This window comes from Ventosimonas gracilis (assembly GCF_001580025.1).
Lineage (GTDB): Bacteria > Pseudomonadota > Gammaproteobacteria > Pseudomonadales > Pseudomonadaceae > Ventosimonas > Ventosimonas gracilis.
On the sequence record NZ_LSZO01000013.1, the window covers coordinates 1 to 201 of the forward strand.

General features: G+C 34.8%; 1 protein-coding gene. It reads left to right on the forward strand.

Annotated features, from left to right (window positions below; all coding sequences use genetic code 11):
* The coding region (locus tag AXE65_RS13145; RefSeq protein ID WP_079213980.1) for a Txe/YoeB family addiction module toxin at positions 1–201 on the forward strand (201 nt) is incomplete at both ends.

A 201-nucleotide genomic window follows, 5' to 3' on the forward strand; every position in this document is an offset into this window, starting at 1 on the left:
GGAAGATTACCTATTATGGCAAGAAGAAGACAAAACAAAGGCAAGACGGATTAACACATTAATTAAAGATATACAAAGAACCCCTTTTGATGGTATCGGCAAACCGGAAAGATTAAGGCACGATAAAAGTGGTTATTGGTCTAGAAGAATCGATAAAGAGCACAGGATTGTATATAAAGTGATTAACGATACATTGCATAT